This is a genomic window from Streptomyces lunaelactis, from assembly GCF_003054555.1.
In the GTDB taxonomy this organism is placed as follows: domain Bacteria; phylum Actinomycetota; class Actinomycetes; order Streptomycetales; family Streptomycetaceae; genus Streptomyces; species Streptomyces lunaelactis.
This window is the reverse complement of record NZ_CP026304.1, coordinates 6,942,025-6,961,367: the sequence shown is the minus strand read 5'-3', so window position 1 is coordinate 6,961,367 and position 19,343 is coordinate 6,942,025. Positions and strand designations below refer to the sequence as shown.

The 19,343-nt window shown below is 69.3% G+C and carries 15 protein-coding genes and 3 pseudogenes; 14 read left to right on the top strand and 4 right to left on the bottom strand.

Annotated features, from left to right (window positions below; translation table 11 throughout):
- Window positions 1-82: 82 nt before the first annotated feature.
- Entirely contained in the window at window positions 83-1,540 is a 1,458-nt protein-coding gene (locus SLUN_RS31785) for a catalase (RefSeq protein ID WP_108153385.1), read from the top strand.
- Between the two features lie 696 nt (window positions 1,541-2,236).
- Here the strand turns inward: SLUN_RS31785 and gcl are convergent.
- Window positions 2,237-4,012, bottom strand: coding sequence for a glyoxylate carboligase (gene gcl / locus SLUN_RS31780; RefSeq protein WP_175256791.1), 1,776 nt, complete (start codon window positions 4,010-4,012; stop codon window positions 2,237-2,239).
- Window positions 4,013-4,217: 205 nt separating this feature from the next.
- Here gcl and SLUN_RS31775 point away from each other — a divergent pair, with 205 nt between their 5' ends.
- The 3 genes from SLUN_RS31775 to SLUN_RS31765 all read left to right on the top strand — a co-directional run bounded on the left by SLUN_RS31775 (window position 4,218) and on the right by SLUN_RS31765 (window position 5,765).
- On the top strand, window positions 4,218-4,952 hold the full coding sequence (locus SLUN_RS31775) for a hypothetical protein (RefSeq protein ID WP_108153383.1): 735 nt from the start codon (window positions 4,218-4,220) through the stop codon (window positions 4,950-4,952).
- Between the two features lie 67 nt (window positions 4,953-5,019).
- Window positions 5,020-5,232: a hypothetical protein gene (locus SLUN_RS31770; RefSeq protein WP_108153382.1), complete on the top strand. Its 213-nt coding sequence runs from the start codon at window positions 5,020-5,022 to the stop codon at window positions 5,230-5,232.
- A gap of 23 nt (window positions 5,233-5,255) precedes the next feature.
- On the top strand, window positions 5,256-5,765 hold the full coding sequence (locus SLUN_RS31765) for a GNAT family N-acetyltransferase (RefSeq protein WP_108153381.1): 510 nt from the start codon (window positions 5,256-5,258) through the stop codon (window positions 5,763-5,765).
- Window positions 5,766-5,900: 135 nt separating this feature from the next.
- On the opposite strand, the gene SLUN_RS31755 is transcribed toward SLUN_RS31765, so the two are convergent.
- Window positions 5,901-7,577, bottom strand: a complete 1,677-nt coding sequence (locus tag SLUN_RS31755; protein WP_108153379.1) for an AMP-binding protein — start codon at window positions 7,575-7,577, stop codon at window positions 5,901-5,903.
- Between the two features lie 196 nt (window positions 7,578-7,773).
- On the opposite strand from SLUN_RS31755, the gene SLUN_RS31750 reads away from it, so the two are divergent.
- The 3 genes from SLUN_RS31750 to lysA all read left to right on the top strand — a co-directional run bounded on the left by SLUN_RS31750 (window position 7,774) and on the right by lysA (window position 10,505).
- The gene (locus tag SLUN_RS31750; RefSeq protein ID WP_108153378.1) at window positions 7,774-8,418 is read left to right on the top strand and encodes a LysE family translocator; all 645 of its coding nucleotides are present in this window, start codon (window positions 7,774-7,776) and stop codon (window positions 8,416-8,418) included.
- A gap of 186 nt (window positions 8,419-8,604) precedes the next feature.
- Entirely contained in the window at window positions 8,605-9,063 is a 459-nt protein-coding gene (locus SLUN_RS31745; RefSeq protein ID WP_108153377.1) for an SAV_915 family protein, read from the top strand.
- 158 nt (window positions 9,064-9,221) lie between these two features.
- Complete coding sequence (gene lysA / locus SLUN_RS31740; protein ID WP_371413879.1) at window positions 9,222-10,505, top strand: diaminopimelate decarboxylase; 1,284 nt, start codon at window positions 9,222-9,224, stop codon at window positions 10,503-10,505.
- 12 nt (window positions 10,506-10,517) lie between these two features.
- On the opposite strand, the gene SLUN_RS31735 is transcribed toward lysA, so the two are convergent.
- The gene (locus SLUN_RS31735; RefSeq protein WP_108153375.1) at window positions 10,518-11,693 is read right to left on the bottom strand and encodes a winged helix DNA-binding domain-containing protein; all 1,176 of its coding nucleotides are present in this window, start codon (window positions 11,691-11,693) and stop codon (window positions 10,518-10,520) included.
- Between the two features lie 174 nt (window positions 11,694-11,867).
- Here SLUN_RS31735 and SLUN_RS31730 point away from each other — a divergent pair, with 174 nt between their 5' ends.
- From SLUN_RS31730 to SLUN_RS31705, 6 genes and pseudogenes are all read left to right on the top strand, one after another.
- Window positions 11,868-13,019 (top strand): magnesium and cobalt transport protein CorA, encoded by a 1,152-nt coding sequence (locus SLUN_RS31730; RefSeq protein ID WP_257153834.1) that lies wholly within the window; start codon window positions 11,868-11,870, stop codon window positions 13,017-13,019.
- A gap of 279 nt (window positions 13,020-13,298) precedes the next feature.
- The gene (locus SLUN_RS42135; protein ID WP_175314458.1) at window positions 13,299-13,523 is read left to right on the top strand and encodes a hypothetical protein; all 225 of its coding nucleotides are present in this window, start codon (window positions 13,299-13,301) and stop codon (window positions 13,521-13,523) included.
- Window positions 13,520-14,374 carry a bifunctional UDP-sugar hydrolase/5'-nucleotidase gene (locus tag SLUN_RS31725; RefSeq protein ID WP_175314459.1) on the top strand — a complete coding sequence of 285 codons (855 nt, stop codon included), beginning with the start codon at window positions 13,520-13,522 and terminating at the stop codon, window positions 14,372-14,374. The genes SLUN_RS42135 and SLUN_RS31725 overlap by 4 nt, the downstream gene beginning before the upstream one ends.
- A pseudogene (locus SLUN_RS31720) lies at window positions 14,371-14,606 on the top strand (dCTP deaminase); the annotation flags it as partial. The gene SLUN_RS31725 and the pseudogene SLUN_RS31720, both read left to right, overlap by 4 nt.
- A gap of 75 nt (window positions 14,607-14,681) precedes the next feature.
- A pseudogene (locus SLUN_RS31710) lies at window positions 14,682-15,774 on the top strand (glycosyltransferase family 4 protein).
- 87 nt (window positions 15,775-15,861) lie between these two features.
- Window positions 15,862-16,673: pseudogene (locus SLUN_RS31705) on the top strand (serine hydrolase domain-containing protein).
- A gap of 266 nt (window positions 16,674-16,939) precedes the next feature.
- Here SLUN_RS31705 and SLUN_RS31700 read toward each other — a convergent pair.
- Window positions 16,940-17,932, bottom strand: a complete 993-nt coding sequence (locus tag SLUN_RS31700) for a helix-turn-helix transcriptional regulator (RefSeq protein WP_108155051.1) — start codon at window positions 17,930-17,932, stop codon at window positions 16,940-16,942.
- Between the two features lie 639 nt (window positions 17,933-18,571).
- Here SLUN_RS31700 and SLUN_RS31690 point away from each other — a divergent pair.
- Entirely contained in the window at window positions 18,572-19,339 is a 768-nt protein-coding gene (locus SLUN_RS31690; RefSeq protein ID WP_108153374.1) for a transposase family protein, read from the top strand.
- Window positions 19,340-19,343 lie beyond the last annotated feature (4 nt).

The window sequence follows — 19,343 nt, the reverse complement described above, 5'->3', positions numbered from 1 at the left end:
CAAACTGTTGACGATACGTTCCCTGCGAAATTACGCTCCAGGAGCCGTCAGCAGCTCCAGTACGGAAGGTCAACCCGCCACCATGACGCAGCGTGTGCTTACGACCGAGTCAGGCGCCCCGGTCGCCGACAACCAGAACTCCGCCACCGCCGGCGTCGGTGGCCCGATCCTTCTCCAGGACCAGCACCTGCTGGAGAAGCTCGCGCGCTTCAACCGCGAGCGCATCCCGGAGCGCGTCGTGCACGCCCGCGGCAGCGGCGCGTACGGCTACTTCGAGGTGACCGACGACGTCACCGGCTTCACCAAGGCGGACTTCCTCGGCGAGGTCGGCAAGCGCACGGAGACGTTCATCCGCTTCTCGACCGTCGCCGACTCGCTCGGCGGCGCGGACGCGGTCCGCGACCCGCGCGGCTTCGCGCTGAAGTTCTACACCGAAGAGGGCAACTACGACCTCGTCGGCAACAACACCCCGGTGTTCTTCATCAAGGACCCGGTCAAGTTCCCCGACTTCATCCACTCCCAGAAGCGCGACCCGTTCACGGGCAAGCAGGAGCCGGACAACGTCTGGGACTTCTGGGCGCACGCCCCCGAGGCGACGCACCAGGTGACCTGGCTGATGGGCGACCGCGGCATCCCCGCCTCGTACCGCCACATGAACGGCTACGGCTCGCACACCTACCAGTGGACGAACGCCGCCGGCGAGGCCTTCTTCGTCAAGTACCACTTCAAGACGAACCAGGGTGTCCGCTCGCTGTCGAGCGAGCAGGCCGCCGAGCTCGCGGGCAAGGACGGCAACAGCCACCAGACGGACCTGCTGCAGGCCATCGAGCGCGGCGTGAACCCGTCCTGGACCCTGTACGTCCAGGTCATGCCGGCCGCCGAGGCCGCGGAGTACCGCTTCAACCCGTTCGACCTCACCAAGGTGTGGCCGCACAGCGACTACCCGCTGCAGCGCGTCGGCCGTCTGGTCCTGGACCGGAACCCCGACAACGTCTTCGCCGAGGTCGAGCAGGCCGCGTTCTCGCCGAACAACTTCGTTCCGGGTATCGGTCCTTCGCCGGACAAGATGCTCCAGGGCCGGCTGTTCGCCTACGCGGACGCGCACCGCTACCGCCTGGGTGTCAACCACACACAGCTCGCGGTGAACGCGCCGAAGGCGACGGTCGCGGACAACTACGGCCGCGACGGCCTGATGGCGACGCGCAACGGCCGCCGCGCCGACAAGAACTACGAGCCCAACTCGTACGCGGGTCCCGCACAGACGGACGCGGCGCTGTCGGCTCCGCTGGCCGTCCAGGGCTGGACCGGCACCCACGAGGCGCCGGCGCACGTCAAGGACGACGACTTCTTCCAGGCGGGCGAGCTCTACCGGCTGATGTCGGACGAGGAGAAGTCCCGCCTCATCGCCAACATCGCCGGCGGCCTCTCGCAGGTCAACCGCGACGATGTGATCGAGAAGAACCTGGCCCACTTCCACGCCGCGGACGCCGACTACGGCAAGCGCGTCGAGGAAGCGGTCCGCGCGCTGCGCGAGGACTGAGCGGGCGGGTAAACACCCGAGCTGCGCCCAGGGTTTGACGGGAGGTCAGATCTCTGGGCGCGAGCCCGCACCGCGGACCCGGATGAGGGGTGGTCACGCGGAGCGGGCGGAGGCGAGGACCGCAGCGGCAGGTGATGCCAGTGCGGTGGTCAAGGTCTCCGGACTCTCTTTCTGACCTGAAGGAAGGGAACTCCGGGGAGCAATTACCGCCGCTGCGGTCCCAGCCCGAAGCTTGTGCCCCACACCCCATGCACCCCGCCCGGCGGCGCGAATGTCCTGTCGCGCCAGCCTCGTGCCGTCGGGCGGTAACAACTGCACAGCCAGAGCGCCGAGTACGGACGGTCCCGTACTCGGCGCTCGCTTGTGTGCGCGGCCGCACGCGCCGGGCCCAAGCCTGGGGCGCTGCACGGGGACCCCTGCGCCTCAAACGCCTGCGAGGCTGGAGGATCCAGCCCGTCCGGCGATTGAGGACACGGCCGAAGGCCGTACGGGGGTCCAGGGGGCGAAGCCCCGTGGTTCCGGGAAGGGGCGGATAGGGGAACACCCCCCGCGCAGCGGTCAGGACGACGAGCACTCCGGGGCGAGCGCCGCCCGGCCCCCGTGGGGCGACGACGCCTCCGCGACAGTCTGCGGCCAGCGGAACGGCCTCCGCCCCGGAGCAAGTCCGGGGCGGAGGCCGAGCGCTGCTACAGGACGTCAGACGAGGGGCTTGATCGCCGTCGGAGCGTGACCCGGCTCCGTGGCGAGCTCCTCCCACTCGTTCACGCCGTCGATCTGCACACCCATCGAGATGTTGGTGACCCGCTCCAGGATCGCCTCGACGACGACCGGGACGCGGAACTCCGCGGCCAGCTTCTTGGCCTCCTCGAAGGCCGGGAGCAGCTGGTCGGGTTCGGTGACGCGGATCGCCTTGCAGCCCAGGCCCTCGACGACCTTGACGTGGTCGACGCCGTAGACGCCCAGCTCCGGGGAGTTGATGTTCTCGAACTCCAGGTTGACCTGGAAGTTGATGTCGAGGTTGCGCTGCGCCTGGCGGATCAGGCCCAGGTACGCGTTGTTCACCAGGACATGGACGTACGGAATCCTGTGCTGCGCGCCGACCGCCAGTTCTTCGAGCATGAACTGGAAGTCGTAGTCGCCCGACAGCGCGACGACCGTGCCGTCGGGGTCGGCGGTGGCGACACCCAGCGCGGCCGGGATGGTCCAGCCGAGCGGGCCGGCCTGGCCGCAGTTGATCCAGTGGCGCGGCTTGTAGACGTGCAGCATCTGCGCGCCGGCGATCTGGGAGAGGCCGATGGTGGTGACGTAGCGCGTCTCCGGGCCGAAGGCCTTGTTCATCTCCTCGTACACGCGCTGCGGCTTCATCGGCACGTTGTCGAAGTGCGTGCGGCGGTGCAGCGTGGCTTTGCGCTCCTGCGCGGAGGCGGCCCATTCGCCACGGTCCGGCAGCCTGCCCGCGGCCTTGAGCTCCTTCGCCACCTCGACGAAGAGCTCGAGCGCGGCCTTGGCGTCCGATGCGATGCCGTAGTCCGGGGCGAAGATCTTGCCGATCTGGGTGGGCTCGATGTCGACGTGGACGAACGTGCGGCCCTTGGTGTAGACGTCCAGGCCGCCGGTGTGGCGGTTGGCCCAGCGGTTGCCGATGCCCAGGACGAAGTCCGACTCGAGGAAGGTCGCGTTGCCGTAGCGGTGCGAGGTCTGCAGACCGACCATGCCGGCGTTCAGCTCGTGGTCGTCGGCGATGATGCCCCAGCCCATCAGGGTCGGGACGACCGGGATGCCGGTCAGCTCGGCGAACTCCACCAGCAGCTCGCAGGCGTCGGCGTTGATGATGCCGCCGCCCGCGACGAGCAGCGGCCGCTCGGACTCGTTCAGCATCGAGATGGCCTTCTCGACCTGCGCGCGGGTCGCGAACGGCTTGTAGACCGGCAGCGGCTCGTACGTATCCGGATCGAACTCGATCTCGGTCAGCTGGACGTCGATCGGCAGGTCGATGAGGACCGGTCCGGGACGGCCCGAGCGCATCAGGTGGAAGGCTTGCTGGAAGACGCCGGGGACCTGCGCGGCCTCCAGGACCGTGGTCGCCGCCTTGGTGACCGGCTTGGCGATCGAGGCGATGTCGACGGCCTGGAAGTCCTCCTTGTGGATCACCGCGGTCGGCGCCTGGCCGGTGATGCAGAGGATCGGGATCGAGTCACCGATGGCGGAGTAGAGCCCGGTGATCATGTCCGTGCCGGCCGGACCCGACGTACCGATGCAGACACCGATGTTGCCGGGATTGGTGCGGGTGTAGCCCTCGGCCATGTGGGAGGCGCCCTCGACATGGCGGGCGAGCGTGTGGTCGATGCCGCCGCCGGCCTGGAGGGCCTTGTAGAAGGGGTTGATCGCCGCGCCCGGCACACCGAACGCGTGCGTGACGCCTTCGCGCTTGAGGATCTCAACTGCCGCTCGGGCAGCGGTCATACGAGGCATGGGGTGCTCCTGCTTCGGCCAGGCGGACTCGGGCTCTTTCGCGTCACTCGAGAGCATCGATTTCCGTAATGCGGAAGTTTAGTTCTGCTATACGGAAGTAATCTAGGACGCCTGCGGAGCGACGTCAAGGGATGGCCGAAGTCCCTCCCCAAGGCCTTGCGCTTGGTGGACGATGGACCGGAGCACAAGGGGAAGGGGGACCGCGATGGCCGAGACCGTGCCGGTGCGCTGTCCGGCCTGCCGCCGCGACCACCTGTACGCGCCGCAGATCTATCCCTGCGCGTGCGGCGCCCCGCTCGCCCCGCCGATGCTGCGCGGTGCCTCCCCGCAACCGATAACGCACCGCACCTGGACGGACGACTGGGTGACGGTCCGCTGCCAGGAGTGCGCGCGCCAGGACCAGTGGCCACAGCCGGAGCTGGGCTGCCCCTGCGGCACGGTGCTGCGCATCCCGGTCCGCCCGGTGAGCGCGGCCGTCCCCACTCCGCCGGCCTCGTCCGGGCCGGGCTCGCTCCTACGCCCCGCACACATACCGTTCCCGCGTACGGCCACGGTGCCGCGGCCCTCGTTCCGGCCGGTCACCATCCGCACCGCGCGGGACGCGGTGACCGCGGCGGCCCGCTATCTCACCTGGCTGGGATTCAGCGATGTCGTCCAGCCGGAGGTCAGTCCCTCGTCGGGGATAGACCTGCGCGGGCCCGGCCTGGTCGCCCAGGTCGACCCGTCCACGCACCCCGCGACCCTGCGCGACGTCGAATGCCTCTGGCTGAACGGTCTGAACACCTCGGCGGCGAGCGTCTTCTTCTCCCTCGCGGGCTACGCGGAGGACGCCCGCGCCCGCGCCGACCGCCTCGGCATCCCGCTCTTCGTCATGGACCTCACGGGCAGCCCTCAGCCGGTCAACGCCCCGGCGGACGAATTGATCTCCACCGGCGTATAGGGGCATGGAGCGCTTCAAAGCTCAGACAATGCTCTGAACCTGCCCCCGCGCGCTGCTGGTCACCCCGATGACCGCGCCCAACACCCCGCTCCAGTTTGCGGTTTCGGCCGTCCCGGTGGCCGTGGTCCTGATGTCCGTCGCGCTGTACGGGGATACGGCGCTGCGGCGGCACGTCGCCCACTTCGCGAGGGACGGCGGGCTGCTCGGACGCGGCAGCAGGGACACCGGCTTCCACGTGCACCACGACGCGACGGGCGGTGGAGCGAGCTGTGGTGCCTGAAACGGCTGGGCCATACTCCCCGTATGCGTATCCGACCGGCCGCACTCGCCGAACTCCCCCTGCTCCAGGACATCGAGAGGGCGGCCGGAGAGCCCTTCCGCGCGCTCGGCATGGCGGCGGTCGCCGACGACGATCCCCCGCCGCTCGATGTCCTGGACCGCTACCGGCGGCGGGGCCGCGCGTGGGTGTCGGCCGACGGAGCGGGCCGCCCGCTCGCGTATCTGATCTCCGACGAGATCGACGGCGCGGCCCACATCGAACAGGTCTCGGTCCACCCGGACGCCGCCCGCCGGGGCCTGGGCAGCGCGCTGATCGACCACCTCGCGGCGTGCGGCGTCGCGGACGGTCTGACGGCTCTGACGCTGACGACGTTCACGGACGTGCCGTGGAACGCGCCGTACTACGCCCGACTGGGGTTCCGCGCGCTGGGCGAGGACGAACTGACCGAAGGGCTGCGGGAGATCAGACGGGCGGAGGCGCGGCACGGCCTGGACCACTGGCCCCGGGTATGCATGCGGCGCGAGCTCGGGTAGGCGGTGCGGTGCCCGTCGGGGGGCGGGTGCGCGGTGGTGCCGTCGGGTACGCGGCGACGGCCCGCTCCAGGTCGCCGCCGATGGTGTCGCCGAGCAGCGCGGCCGTGCCCGTGCCGTGCGCGCATGAGAGCGCCGTCATCGCAGATCACCCTCGTCGTACTCGGCGGCCGAACCCTCGGCCGTACGCTCGCGCAGCTCGACCCGGCGGATCTTCCCCGAGACGGTCTTCGGCAGCTCCGCGAATTCGAGGCGGCGGATGCGCTTGTACGGGGCGAGGACGGCGCGCGAGTGCTCGAAGAGCAGCTTCGCCGTGTCGGGGCCCGCCTCCCAGCCCTCCGCCAGCACGATGTACGCCTTCGGCACCGCGAGCCGCAGCGGGTCGGGCGCCGGGACGACCGCCGCCTCCGCCACCGCCTCGTGCTCGAGCAGCGCGCTCTCCAGCTCGAACGGCGAGATCTTGTAGTCGGAGGCCTTGAAGACGTCGTCGGAGCGCCCGACGTAGGTGATGTACCCGTCGGCGTCGCGCGCGCCGATGTCACCGGTGCGGTAGAAGCCGCCCGCCATCGCCTCGGCCGTACGCTCCGGGTCGCCGTGGTACCCGGTCATCAGGCCCACCGGGTGACGGGACAGGTCGAGCGAGATCTCCCCCTCCGGCGCGCCCGGCTCGCCGGTCACCGGGTCGAGGAGCTCCACCTGGTAGCCGGGGCTCGGCCGGCCCATCGATCCGGCCTTGAGCAGCTGGCCGGGGCTGTTGGCGACCTGCACGGCGGTCTCGGTCTGCCCGAACCCGTCCCGGATGGTCACCCCCCACTCCCGCCGCACGGTCTCGATGACCTCCGGGTTGAGCGGCTCCCCGGCCGCGACGACCTCGCGCGGGGGCGTACGCAGCCGGCCGAGGTCCGACTGGATGAGCATCCGCCACACGGTGGGCGGGGCGCAGAAGCTGGTCACTCCCGCGCGGTCCATCTCCGCCATCAGCTGGCCCGCGTCGAAGCGGGTGTAGTTGTGGATGAAGACGGTCGCCTCGGCGTTCCAGGGCGCGAAGAGATTGGACCAGGCGTGCTTGGCCCAGCCGGGCGAGGAGATGTTCAGATGCACATCGCCGGGCTTGAGCCCGATCCAGTACATCGTCGCCAAGTGGCCGACGGGGTACGAGACATGGGTGTGCTCGACCAGCTTGGGGCGGGCGGTCGTGCCGGAGGTGAAGTAGAGCATCAGCGGGTCGCCGGCGAGGGTGACCCCGTCGGGCTCGAAGCTCTCCGGGCTCTCGTACACCCCGTCGTACGACAGCCAGCCGGTGCCGCCGCCCCCGACGACGATCCTGGTGTAGCCGCCGGGCACCTCGTCGAACTTCGACATGTCCTCGGCGCGCACGATCACATGGCGCACCCGGCCACGCTCGATTCGGTCGCGCAGGTCCCCGGGGCCGAGCAGCGGGGTCGCGGGGATCAGCACGGCCCGCAGCTTCATCGCGGCGAGTGCGGTCTCCCAGAGCTCGGCCTGGTTGCCGAGCATGACGAGGATGCGGTCGCCGGCGCCGACGCCCTGGGCGCGCAGCCAGTTGGCCGCCCGGTTGGAGCGTGCGGACATCTGGGCGAAGGAGATGCCGGGGCGCGGACCGTCGTCCTCGACGATCTGCAGCGCCGTCCGGTCGTTGCCCTCGGCGATGACGTCGAACCAGTCCAACGCCCAGTTGAAGCGCTCGAACCGCGGCCAGGCGAACCCCTCGTACGCCGTCGCGTAGTCCTCCCGGTGCTGCAGCAGGAAGTCCCGTGCCGCCCGGAACCTCTCCGTCGAGCTGCCTGACGTCATATGTCCTCCTCATCGCGGGACCGGCTACTGACATCGTGTAGTCAGAGACCCAGGTCTCACTACCCCCGCACGGGGGTCCCGGCGCGCCGGGCGGGCCTGCTTTCGTGGGCGCGTGGCCGCGCGGACCACCGTCCTGGACCAGGAGACGCTTCCACGGCCCTGGCCGCGCGGCCGGAGGGTCGGGTTCAATGACGGGATGGTGTCGACAGACCGCTTGCTCGCATTCGCCGCGATGTCCCTTCTGATCATTTCGATCCCGGGCCCGAGCGTGCTGTTCATCATCGGCCGGGCACTCGCCCACGGCCGCCGGACGGCGCTGGCGACCGTCCTGGGCAATGTCATCGGCTCGTACCTGCTGGTCGTGATCGTCGCGCTGGGCATCGGGGCGGTGGTCGAGCGCTCGCTGGTGGTCTTCATGGCGGTGAAGCTGGCGGGCGCGGCGTATCTGGTCTACCTGGGCGTGCAGGCCTTCCGCCATCGCAAGGAGATGAAGGCCTCGTCGCTCGCGGCCCCGGCGGACGCGGCTCGCGGTGACGTGCGTACGGTCGTGGACGGCGCTCTGGTAGGGGTCACGAATCCGAAGGGGATCGTCTTCTTCGCGGCCGTACTGCCGCAGTTCGTCGACCACACCGCGGGCCGTCTGCCCGCCCAGATGCTGCTGCTCGGCCTGGTACCGATCGCGATCGGCCTGGTCACGGACACGCTCTGGGGGCTGGGCGCGTCGGCGGCCCGCAGCTGGTTCGCCCGCTCGGAGCGGCGGCTGTCGCTGGTGGGCGGCGCCGGCGGATTCGCGATGATCGGGCTGGGTGTGACCGTGGCGGCGACGGGCCGCGCGGAGTAGAGCCGTCCTTGTGACGTGCGCCTGAACTCCCCCCGCTGAACCTCCGCGTCCGGCACCAGCGCTAGGGACGCGTCAAATAGCGGCCCCGCACGATCAGCGGCACGTCATGGATCCGCTGCCCCGCCTCCGCACGGGCATAGCTTCGAGTGGTCAGGAAAAACGCTCGACTCCCCTGCGGAGGACACCATGGAGACCCTCACCCGTGAGGACGCGGATCCCGCGGACCCCGACGAACGCCGCCCGGCAGGGCCGCTGTACGTGCCGGTTCGGCTCGGCTCTGCCGGAGGACACCAACTGCGCTTCATGCGCACACCGCTCGGCGTACGCACCGCCGTCGGATTCACCAGCCGGGAGCAGCTCGTGGCCGTGCTCGGTGAACGACAGCCGTGGATCAGGCTCGCCGAGCCCGCGCTGCGTACGCTCGCCGAACCGATCGGGGTCACCACCGTGACGGTGGACCCCCAGCTCACCGCTCCCGCGCCGGCGGTCGCCTCCCTGCCTGCCTCCGGACCGGTACCCGCGTCCGCGCAGCCGTGCGCGCGCCGGCCCGAAGGGGATCCGGACGCCGTCGGGGTGCTCCGGGTGACCGGGGCCGCGGCCTTCGTCTGGTCCGCGGTCACCGCGATTCACGCTTTTCTCGACTGATGCCTGGAGGTGTACGGATGACCGCAGTACCCGGAGTTCCGGTTCAGGCCCCGGGTTCGGACCCGGTTCCGGACCCACTTCCGGACCCACTTCCGGACCCACTTCCGGACCCACTTCCGGACCCGGTTCCGGCGATACCGGAACTCGCTGCTCCCTCGGTGTGGCCCGCGTCCGCCGTCTCCGCGCCCGGCGGTGATGTCGCGGTGGCCGGTGTCTCGCTCACCGAGCTCGCCGATCGGTACGGCACGCCCGTCTACGTACTCGACGAGGACGAGGTCCGGTCCCGGGCGCGGGCCTGGCGGCGCGCCCTGCCCGACGCCGAAGTGGTGTACGCCGGCAAAGCCTTCCTGTCCCGGGCCGTCGTCGACTGGATGGACGAGGAAGGCCTCGGCCTCGACGTCTGCTCCGCGGGCGAGCTGGAACTCGCCGCGACCCGCGGCTTCCCCGCCGAGCGGATCGTGATGCACGGCAACGCCAAGTCGCCGCAGGACCTGCGCACCGCGCTACGGCTCGGCGTGGGCCGGATCGTCATCGACTCGGACTGTGAGATTGCCCGGCTGGCGGCCCAGGTGACGGGGCCCCAGGCCCAGCAGGTGATGGTGCGCGTGCTGCCCGGTATCGAGGCGGGCGGCCACAAGAAGATCCGGACAGGCGCGGAGGGCCAGAAGTTCGGCCTCTCCATCGCGGGCGGCGACGCGGAGGACGCGGTGGCCCGCATCCTCGGCCAGCCGCGGCTCGAACTGACCGGCCTGCACAGCCACTTGGGCTCGCAGATCGCCTCCCCGGAGCCGTACGCGCAGAACGTGCGGCGCGTCATCGCCTTCATGGCGCGCATCCGCGACCGCTATGGCGTCACCCTGCCCGAGCTCGACCTGGGCGGCGGCTTCGCCGTGGCGTATCTGCCCGGGGACCCGGCACCGGCACCGGCCGCGTACGGACGGCGGATCAACGACGAACTGGTGCGCGCCTGCGCGGAGTCCGACTTCCCACTGCCCCGGCTCACCGTCGAGCCCGGCCGCTCGATCATGGCTCCGGCAGGGATCGCCCTCTACCGAGTGCTGTCGGTGAAGCGCGGCGGCGGCCAGGTCTTCGTGGCCGTGGACGGCGGGATGAGCGACAACCCGCGGCCCGCGCTGTACGGGGCGCGCTACACCGTCCGTATGGTCGGGCGCTCGTCGACCGCCCCGATGCGTACGACGACGGTGGTCGGCCGGCACTGCGAGGCGGGCGATGTGCTCGCGGAGTCGGTGGAGCTGCCGGAGGACGTACGGCCCGGGGACATCCTGGCCGTGCCGGCGTCCGGTGCGTACCACGTGTCGATGGCGTCGGGGTACAACCTGACGGGCCGGCCGCCGGTGGTGGCGGTGTCGCAGGGGCGGTCGCGGACGCTGATCCGGCGCGAGACGTTCGACGACCACCGCAGGCGCGACATCGGCCTGTAGTGCCATTGGCTGCTATTCGCTGAATGTCCCGAAGCGGATGTCGTGCGTGGTGGCCGAGGACATGGTGGTGAGTATCCGCTCGCCCTCCTCGGCCACCGCTTCGCGCTGTGTACGGGTCAGCTTGCCGAAGGCCTGCACGGTCAAGAGCGCGCTCCCCTGGCTCCCCTGGCTCCCCTGGCTCCCCTGGCTCCCCTTGCTCCCCTTGCTCCCCTTGCTCTCCTCGAGCCACCAGATGCCGGACAGCCGGCCGTCGACCATGAGGACACTGAACGACTGATTGCCCTTCCAGGAGCGCGACGTGTACTCCTCGGTCACGAACCGGCTGCGGTCGGCGTGCGAGAGCAGCAGGTTGTCGTACTCGGGGAGGAAACGGGGCGGCGCGGGGGTGTCGGCGTCGGGGCGAGGAGCGTCCGGGAGATCGAAGAGCTCGACACCCTGCTCGTCCTGGAAGACGGCCAGCCGTGGCCGCAGCCGCTCGAAGACCTCCCGCATCCGGGTCAGCCCGGACCAGGTCTGCATGTCCTTGACCGAGGCGGGTCCGAAGGCCGCGAGATAGCGGAGCACCGTGCCGTCGGGCGCGGGGACCGGCTCGGACTCCCTGCCGAACCAGTGCTCGGCGGTGGTCAGCGTGACCTGGCCACTCCTGCCCCACAGCCCGCGCGGGGTGACCTGCACCAGCGGCAGTACGCAGCGGGCGGCGACGGACAGCGCGAACGGGTCGCCGTCCGGCCACTCCTTCAGCAGAGCCTCGCGCAGCTCCTTCATGGTCCGGGGCTGCTCCTCGACCAGCTCCCGGCTGATGGCGCCGAGCCGGCCGAGATCGACCCCGGCCAGACCGTTGCGGAACTGCTTGAGCTCCCGGTCGCGCGCCGCCTGGACCAGAGGGCGCAGGGTCAGGCAGTCGTCGGCGGAGTGCGTGTGGATGGTGGAGCGCATGGTGACCAGGCGGGCGACCTCGCGGGATGCCATCAGGGCCGAGAGATCCTCCGGGTCGAAGCCATCCAGACGGGCGGCGAGCGCGAAGTACGGGGGCTTCACGTTCTGCGCCTGGAGTCCGACGAGGTGCTCGACGGCGCCCTTGGCGGACATCGCGGACTTGGGTGCGCGGCGCAGCAGGAGCTGACGGTCCAGGGTGGCGCGGTTCAGGGCGCGGTTGCCGAGCACGGGGTTCGTCGTCTTCGAGGCCATGTGCCACACGCTACTCAGGCTTGCGGACAGCTTCCGTCCGCAATGGCGGTACGACTGGTCGCCGCCCCGTCATGCCGGGGCATTTCGACCCGGATATCCTGCTCCGGGGCTGTGTGGGCACGGCTCCGTACAGGCAGACAGCGCTCGGCGCAGATGGCGCCGTCGAGGTGGGAGGTGAGACTCAAGGATGTCGATGTCCCCGAGGAGGCCCCAGTGGCGCCGCCGCCCCCCGCCTCCCGCGAGCCCCGCCGCCACCGGCCCGCCGGCCCCGAGCCGCCCGCTCCCACCCCCGTACTCAAGGCCCAGGGCAGCGTCGTCCAGGCCGCGCTCTACCGCGACGGCCGCCGCGTCTCGACCCCCGACTCGCTCGCCGAGACCTTCCGCCAGCTGCGCGAGTACCCGGACGGCATGGCGTGGATCGGCCTGCACCGCCCGACGGAGGCCGAACTCCTCTCGCTGGCCGCGGAGTTCGACCTCCATGAACTCGCCGTCGAGGACGCCCTGGAGGCCCACCAGCGCCCGAAGCTGGAGCGGTACGGCGACACCCTGTTCGTGGTCCTGCGCGCCGCCCGCTATCTCGACGCCCAGGAGGAGGTCGACTTCGGCGAGCTGCATGTCTTCGTCGGCAAGGACTTCCTGATCACCGTCCGCCACGGCGCGGCCCCGGACCTGTCCGCGGTACGCCGGCGGATGGAGGAGACCCCCGAACTCCTCGCGCTCGGCCCCGAGGCCGCGCTGTACGCGATCCTGGACGCCGTCGTCGACGGCTACGCCCCGGTGGTGGCGGGCGTGCAGAACGACATCGACGAGATCGAGACGGAGGTGTTCGGCGGCGACCCCTCGGTGTCCCGCCGTATCTACGAACTCTCCCGCGAAATGGTCGAGTTCCAGCGCGCCACCCGCCCCTTGGTCGGCATGCTGCACGGTCTGATCTCGGGCTTCGCGAAGTACGGCACGGACGAGGAACTCCAGCGCTATCTGCGCGACGTGGCCGACCATGTCACGCACACCAGCGAGCGGGTGGACGGCTTCCGACAGGCGCTGGCGGACATCCTGACGGTCAATGCGACGCTGGTGACGCAGCAGCAGAACGCGGAGATGCGGGCGCTGGCGGAGGCGGGCTTCGAGCAGAACGAGGAGATCAAGAAAATCTCGTCCTGGGCGGCCATTCTGTTTGCACCCACGCTAGTGGGAACGATTTACGGAATGAACTTCGAGACGATGCCGGAATTGAAGTGGGCGGCGGGGTATCCGTTCGCGATCCTACTGATGGCGGTAGTTTGCATCAGTTTGTACTTCATCTTCAAGCGCCGCGACTGGCTGTAGCCAGCAACCCGTTCCACTTGATCAACTTGGCTCTAGCAAAGGCCCTGTAGTGCCCTCTACCGGCCCCTGGGGAGAATCTGGGGAGAAAGCGCAGCTCGGCGTGACAGGGCGGCGCCCACACCCGGCACCGCCCATGTCGGCGAACACGGCCACCTTCACGAGCTCGCGGCTGCGCTGCGTAACGGAAGCATTGCGCTGGCTTTGCCCGCACCACCGAGCGCTGGCTTGTGGCACTCCGGCTCGCGGCCTTCACCTGCTCCGGCCTCGCCCTCCGACACAGTGCGGTTCTACCGCCTCGGCCGGGGCGCGCTCGAACGGGACATCCTGCTCGCCCTGTACGACGTCGTCGCTCCCGGGAACCACGGTTGGCCGCACTACTTCGAGCCCGCCCTCCACCAGCGGACCGTATTGACGAACGTCGTCGAAGACTCCACCGGCAACGCACTCTTCCGGCGTCTGCGCACCGTGGACATCGCGGCCGACGGACCGCCGTTACGGCCGTGATCGGCCTGCAGGCGTTCAACTCGATCCCGGCCGGACAGCGGGCCGCCCACCGCGTCACCGACCCCGTCCAGGCTCTGCGCGAGCTGATTCTCGCGCACCACCACGAGGTCGACTCCTGGGTCCTCCTCAGCCACTCCGGCTTCGAGCAGGACCTCCAGCTCGCCGAGGCATGCCCCTGCCTCGACGTGGTCTTCGCCGGCCACTGCCACAGCGAACACACCGGACCCGAACGGGTCGGCGGCACCATCGTGATCAAAGGCCAGGAACTCGCCGTCGGATACGCAGTCGCCAACCGCTCCCCCGAAGGCTGGGTCGGACGGACCGCCCGCTTCCCTGACACCTCGGAGTCCGTCCTGCCGACCGAGCTCGACTCCGTCCGTGAACAGATCGCCTCCATCGACGCACAACTGGCCGAGCCGCTGGGTCGTCTCGTCGCGCCCTATCGGAACAAGCCTCTCGACCGCCACGCCCTGCTCCACGAACTGGCCGACCGGTTGCGCAGCGGGCTGGGCAGCGAGGCGGTCGTCCTCAACGAGACCGCCGTGCGCACGACGCTGCTCGGCGAAGTCCTCACCAACGGGGATCTACTCGTCATCGAGCCGTTCGACAACAAGCTGGTCGAGGCCCAGGTCGCGCCGGCCTTCCGGAATGACCCCGCTGCCCTGCTCACTCACCTCACCGAGCGGGCAGGACTCCTGATCACCTCCCCCGATCCGCTCCCCGGCGGACTGACGAGCGTGCTGACCACCGACTACCTCGCTGACACCTGTCTCGGCAGCCGAGCCCACCCCGCCGGCCTCAGCCTCGGCTCGGCGATCACGAGCATCCTGACCAACGGAGACGACCGGTGATCCTCACCGGACCCGAGATCACCTCCGCCTCGAAGGACGGACGGCTGCGCATCTCCCCCTTCATGCCGACCCAGGTCAACCCGAACAGCTACAACGTCCGCCTCGGCGGGACCCTGCTCACCTACACCGACCAGGTACTCGACACCTACCGCCCGAACCCCACCGCCCCACAGAGATCGGCAACGACGGCCACGTCCTGCAGCCCGGCGAGCTGTACCTCGGCCACACCTTGGCACGGCCTCAAGTACCGCACCAGCGAGGGCATCGAGACGTCCCGCCTCTACGAGGAGAACCCCGGAGGCCGCCGGTGAACCGCGTCGTCGCCACCGCTCTCGACCTGCCGTTCCCCAGCCCCGGCGGAAGCGCCGAACTCTTCCTCGACCTCTACGCCGGCACCCAGCCCGCCATCCCTGCCCGCGCCTTCATGCTCGCCCCGACGGCCTGCAACCCCATGCCCCGGCCGGCATCGACCTGCTGCACGCATCCGGCAATGCCTCGGGGCCCCGCGTTCAGCCGGTACGTCACGAACCTGCGCCACGCCATGGCGGCCGCCATCGACCCGCGCCGGATCAGCGTGCTGCACCTGCACCACCTGGCCTTCGGGCCACCCCGCCCTCCTGCGGGCCCTACCCGCCCACCCCCGGATCGCCTTCGTCCACGGCACCGACCTCCTGCACGCCGAGAAGCACACCACGCAGCTACGCGTTCTCCGCGAGACCGCCTCCGCTGCCGACGCGATCGTCGTCCCCACCGGAGCCATGGCCGACCGCCTGCTCAAGCTCGCCCCCAAGACGGACAGGCGCAAGATCGAGAAGATCCCCTGGGGCATCCCCGATCGCCTCCTCACCAGCCCACCGCCCCGGCCCGCCCGACGTCCCACCAGCCACCTGCGGATCCTCTTCGCAGGCCGCCTCAGTTCCGAGAAAGGCCTCGAACCCCTCCTCCAAGCCGTCTCGGCCACCCGCTCGGTCGAACTGAGCATCGCCGCCCCGCGCGCCCAGTTCCTCGACCTCGCCCCGGTCGTCCGCCAGCTCGGCGTCCACGTCCGCTACCTCGGCTGGTTCCGCCGCCCCCAACTGTGGAAGGCCTTCGCCGACCACGACGTACTCGCCGTGCCCTCCACCACCCTGGAGGCCATGGGCCTCGTCGCCCTCGAAGCCCAGGCCTGCGGACTCCCCGTCCTCTACCAACCCGTTCCCGGACTCAGCGAAGCCCTCTCCGGCACCGGCCTGGCCACCGACTTCACCAACCCCACCACCGCCGCCCACAACCTCCACCGCCTGCGCACCACCCCCGGCCTCCTGGAGATGCTCCGGGCATCCGGCCGCACCAACGCCGCCCGCTTCCCCCTCAGCTCCACCGCCACGGCCATCACCGCCCTCGGCCGGCAGCTCGCCTGACACCACCCGTGGCGCAGTCGGCACCGCCCGGGCCGCGTCACTAACCTGGCCAGCGGACGACCCGCGGCCCACGGCGATCGGGAGACCATGACCCACACCACCGACCGGATCGAAGACCTCCTCCAAACCGGCGTCCGCGACGAGGTCTACCCCGGCGCGGTGTGGGCGGTCGGGAACGCCGACGGCATCCAGGCCAGCGGAGCCGTCGGCCTCCTAGCCACCCGGACGAGCCGATGCGGCTGGACACCGTCTTCGACGTGGCCAGCCTCACCAAGATCCTCGCCGTCTGGTCCACGATCGGCACCCTGATCGAAGAGGGAAAACTCCAGCTCCACACACCGCTCGGCACCTTCTGGGACGAAGTCGCAGGCCACCCCCTCGCCCAGGCCACGGCCCACCACCTACTCACCCACACCGCCGGCCTGCCGCTGCGCGCCAACCTGAGGAACCTCTACGGCACCGACCCCCAGGACATCCGCGCCGGCGTCCTCCACGAGGCCCTCCACCGCCCGCCCGGCGAAGCCGTCGAGTACACGGACCGAGCCGCCCTCGTCCTCGACGACCTCGCCCTCTTCCTCCGCCACATGCTCGCCCCCACCCAGTCCGCCTTCGGCCCGACCTGGATCAGGGAGTCCCTCCGCATCCACACGGGCGGCATCACCCCCGCCCGCGGCATCTTCTGGCACCCCGCGCCCGGCACCGACCCCGACCCCGACCAGGACATCTGGGTCCACTGCGGCTTCACCGGCACGGGGATGTGGATCAGCCCCGCCCAAGGCCGCTGGGCCGCTCTCCTCACCAACAAGCTCCGCTTCAACCGCGACCGCGAACCCCTGACCGAGATTCGCAACGACTTTCGGGGGGCAGCCTTCGCCCCTGAGCACACCCAGGGAACATAGAGGGAAGCTCTCTCGTCCAGGCGTTGCAGCGCGACGGCATTTGGATGCTGCGCGAGAGCGAGACCGTCCACCACCGGCTAGAAGTGCGGCTGGACCTCGGCAGTCAATTGCGGGTGCAGGTGCTGGAGCCATTTCGTCAGGGAGAGCCCGGCGGCGTCGACTCTTCCGGTGCTATCGACACACAGGTGTCGCGCCCACCGCAGGCCGGGATCGACCTGTTCATGGACGGGCTGGGACGGACAGAACTTCGCCAATGGGTCGACACCTCACACAACGAGGAGCCCCGACTCTATGGCCCGAACAACCGCAAGAGTCCGATTTGGGCAGTTGAGCTTGGCCAAAATGATGCCGACCATGCGTTTAACTCCATGCTCAGAGATACTCAGCGATCCAGCGACTTGTCGGTTACTTTGCCCCTCGGCAATCAGGCGCAGCACCTGGTGTTCACGTGCCGTCAGAGCAATCATCGACGCGCGCTTCGAGGTGGCGTCATCACCGGCCTGGTCGGGTGCCGTGACGGATCGTCGCGCCAGAGTCGCCGACACATGAAATCGTCCAGTCTCCACGTCGACGATCGCTTCGCGCAGGGTCTCGGGACGGAGATCCGCCCAGTCCAGGAAACCGTTGGCATGATCGACCCAGGATTGCTCAACAACGTCTGCCGAATCCACCAGGACCAGTACATGTATGTTGTGTATGCGCAGCTTTTCAGCGATCTCGGCAGGTACAGGCTCCAAAGCATTGCTGGATGAAATGATCAGCTGACCGTTGCGGAATGTCGAGATATCTTCGATATCCGCGCTGAATTGCACTGTCAACCGAATGTCGAGTGAACGAAGCATTCCCTCGATACTGTATCGACGAATATCGTCTTGGATTATCAACATGATCTGGAGATTGAAATCGAGGGTGCCGGTCGGCACCGCGATCCCAGTTTGCAACGGGAATCGTCCAACCCGCGGGGAAGCTCGGGTGTCACGTATATCACCACTGCTCGAGCTCGGCTGCCACGTCAACCTGTCGTTCACGCTACCCATATAAGCGATCCCCCATTTTCCCACCTTAATATCTCGAGAGTCCGACCCCTGCAGGTGAAAGGCCCGACTCAGATAGATGAGCATGGCACCGAGTTGTGGGGACTGTCCACCCCGGACTAAGACCTGTCCCGTAATCCCACAAGTGGCGCGCCACCACCACAGGTCGGGGCCGGACAGCCTGTGGAACTGATCGAGTGCTTGGCCGTCGTCGTCGATGGTCATGGCCTTGTACTGGTCGTCAGAGCTCTCGCACCTCGGCTTCAGTACGATGCCTGCACAACCTCGCCCTCGCCGGATAGACGAGCAGATCCCGCGACGGCCGAGCCGAGGTATTTCGGACATCATTTACGGGACGAGCCTCAGCCTCGATCTTTCGCCGGCTCGCCGAAATTTCCCATTTATCCCGTGTGGCTCCGACGTGAAGGGCGGGCCTCCTTCGATGCCGGCGATTACCGCACCTGACCAGCGTTTCCCATCGAAGGAGGCCCCTTTCCCACGTTGGCATGTGTGGAAGATGTGGAAATCAGCGCCCTGCGGGCGCTGGGCTGGACGATCTCGCAGATCGCCCGGTATACCGGTGACAGGAAGACCATTCGTGCCTATGCGACTGGGGGAGCGGACCCCTGGCGTACGGAAACGGCATCTGCCGGATCCGCACGAACCGTTCGTCGGGTACGTGACTATCCGACAGCCGTCGATACATGTCGTGTGAGTACGACTACTTCGCCACCGTGAAGTAGTCGGCCGGTCAAGGGCATTGAGCGCGTTCCACCGCTGCGGCAATGGCGCGGTGGGGCCACGAACGGTGAGGCGGCGAAGGCCTGTCCCGTAACTGCTGGTCAGGCGTGAGATGATCTTGCGGTGGCTGGTGTGATCACGGCGTCGGAGCCGTCCTGGATAGCCCCGTTCACGGGGCTGAGCCCGCGCTGCTTCGGAAAGCTGGTGACCGTGCTGCGGCGTGAGGGTGCGGACGCGGTCCGCAAGGGCCGGCCGTGGAGCCTTCCGCTGGAGGACCGTGCACTGCTGGTCGCGGCGTACTGGCGCACCAACCTGACCATGCGCCAGATCGCGCCGCTGTTCGGGGTGTCCAAGTCGGCCGCGGACCGCATCATCGACCACCTCGGGCCGATGCTCGCGCTCCAGCCCCGCAAACGGTTCGCCAAGGACACCGTGCTCATCGTGGACGGCACCCTGGTCCCCGCCCGCGACCACACCACCGCCGCCCGGTCGAAGAACTGCCGGTCCTCCACCAGCCACCAGGTCGTCATCGACGCCGACACCCGCCTGGTCATCGTGGTCGGTCGGCCCCACGCCGGAAACCGCGACGACTGCAAGGCATCGGAGGAATCCGGCGCCGAAGCCGCTGTCGGCACGACCATGACCATCGCCGACGGCGGCTACCCGAGCACCGGACTCGTCCTGCCGCACCGCCGGCGCAAAGGCGAAGAACTGCCCGACCCGAAGCAGACCCGCAACGAGTCCCACAAGCAGGCACCCGCCCGCGCCGTCCACGTCTTCGCCCGCATGAAGACCTGGAAGATCCTCCGCGACTGCCGCCTCAACGGCGACGGAGTCCACCACGCCATGCTCGGCATCGCCCTCATGCACAACCTCGCCCTCGCCGGATAAGCGA